Source organism: Cupriavidus basilensis (genome assembly GCF_029335485.1).
GTDB lineage: Bacteria > Pseudomonadota > Gammaproteobacteria > Burkholderiales > Burkholderiaceae > Cupriavidus > Cupriavidus basilensis_E.
The window spans coordinates 1-2,220 of sequence record NZ_JARJLM010000685.1; the positions used below are offsets into that span (position 1 = coordinate 1).

Annotated in this window: 1 protein-coding gene; it reads left to right on the forward strand. The window is 70.1% G+C overall.

What is annotated here, in order from left to right; translation table 11 throughout:
• Window positions 1–40 precede the first annotated feature (40 nt).
• Entirely contained in the window at window positions 41–2,164 is a 2,124-nt protein-coding gene (locus P3W85_RS42300; RefSeq protein WP_276269201.1) for a TonB-dependent receptor, read from the forward strand.
• Window positions 2,165–2,220 lie beyond the last annotated feature (56 nt).

Genomic DNA, 2,220 nt, shown 5'->3' on the forward strand with positions numbered 1-2,220 from the left:
TGCGCTGCGTGCTCGACCCCATTCAAGAAGAACGCGAGCCATGTCTTTCCGTTTCCAGCAAGAAAATACCCTGCGGCGCAAGCCGCTCGCCGCCGTCGCCGCCCTGATCGCCTCCGCCTGCAGCGGCGCCTTCGCGCAGAACGCCCCCGCCCCCGGCGCCACCACCACCCTGCGCGAGGTCGTGGTCACCGCCAACCCGCTGGGCAGCGAACTCAACGACCTGGTTGCGCCGGTCTCCACCCTGGGCGGCGATGCCCTCGCCGTGCGCCAGGGCAGCACGCTGGGCGACACCCTGGACAAGCTGCCGGGCGTGTCCTCCAGCTACTTCGGCCCCAATGCCAGCCGCCCGATCATCCGCGGCCTGGACGGCGACCGCATCAAGGTGCTGCAAAACGGCGGCAGCACCATCGACGCCTCCACCCTGTCCAACGACCACGCCGTGCCGGTGGACCCGCTGGTGGCCGAACGCATTGAAGTGGTACGCGGCCCCGCCGCGCTGATGTACGGCGGCAACGCCATCGGCGGCGTGGTCAACGTCATCGACAACCGCATCCCCAAGGAACCGATCCAGGGCATCGGCGGCGCGGTCGACGCCAGCGCCACCGCCGGCGGCGACAGCGCGCGCAACGCCAGCGGCCTGCTCGAAGCCGGCAATGGCCAGATCGCCATCCACGCCGACGCCTTCGCCCGCAAGACCAGCAACCTGCGCATCCCCGGCTATGCGCGCAGCGCCAGCCTGCGCAACAGCCAGCCGCTGGAGGAAGGCCAGAGCGAGGCCTACGGCCGTCTGCCCAACAGCAGCGCGCAGCAGTCGGGCGGCTCGCTGGGCGGCGCCTACACCTGGGCCGATGGCTTCGTCGGCGCCAACTACAGCGAATACCACAACGAATACGGCACCCCGGCCGAGGATTCCGTGCGCCTGCAGATGCGCCAGCAGCGCTTCGCGGTCGAAGGCGAGGTGCGCAACCTGGCCGGCAACACGGGCGGCTTCATCGAATCGGTCAAGAGCAAGTTCAGCTATACCGACTACGAGCACAAGGAGATCGACGCCGGCCAGACCGGCACCGTCTTCAAGAACAACGGCTGGGATGCCCGCATCGAGGCAAAGCACGCGCGCATCGGCCGCATGACCGGCGTGATCGGCACCCAGTTCGGCTCGACGCGCTTCTCCGCGCTCGGCGAAGAAGCCTTCGTGCCAAGCACGGACACCGACAATGCCGCCCTGTTCATCTTCGAGGAAATGCCGCTGAGCGCCGGCGGCGACCTCAAGCTCAACCTGGGCGGGCGCATGGACCACACCCGCGTCAAGGCGCAGGCCAACGGCAACGAGCGCTTCGCCGATGCCAGCCGCAGCTTCAACGCCGGCAGCGCCTCGGCCGGCCTGCTCTACAAGCTGGCCCCGGCCTGGTCGCTGACCAGCAACCTGGCCTACACGGAGCGCGCGCCCACCTTCTACGAGCTCTACGCCAACGGTCCTCACGTGGCCACGGGCTCCTGGGAGCAGGGCGACCCCAACGCCGCCAAGGAGCGCGCCACCTCGCTGGATCTGGGCGTGCGCTTCAAGTCGGGCCCGCACAGCGCCAGCCTGTCGGGCTACTACAGCCGCTTCTCGAACTACCTGGCGCTCACCAACACCGGCACCGCGCGCGACGCCGAGGGCGACCTGGTGACCCCGGGCAGCGCCGGCGCGCTGCCGGTGATGCAGTACATGGGCGTGCCCGCCACGCTGTATGGCTTCGAGGCCGAAGGCCGCGCGCGCGTCTGGCAGAAACTGCTGACCGGCAGCGACACGGTGGACCTGGAAGCCCGCGCCGACTACGTGCATGGCGAGAACCGCAACACCGGCCAGCCGTTGCCGCGCCTGTCGCCGCTGCGCCTGGGCGGCGCCGTGGTGTACGGCGCCGGCCCCTGGGGCGCGCGCGCGGACGTGACCTACGCCGCCCGGCAATCGCGCGTGCCGGCCAACGACACGCCCACCGACGCCTACACCCTGCTCGGCGTCTCCATCACCTACAAGTTCAAGATGGCGGGCACCCAGACCCTGGTCTACCTGCGCGGCGACAACCTGACCAACCAGGACGCCCGCAGCGCCACCTCCATCCTGCGCGACATCGCGCCGCTGGCAGGACGCAGCGTGAAGCTGGGCGTGCGCACGACGTTCTAGGCGGGACCGCGGGGCGGCCCGGGGGCCGCCCCGCGTGGTAACAATCTTGTACCGGC

Bases quoted from the DNA above. Each gene is read 5' to 3' on its own strand.
- P3W85_RS42300 (WP_276269201.1), top strand. From the start codon at position 41: ATGTCTTTCCGTTTCCAGCAAGAAAATACCCTGCGGCGCAAGCCGCTC.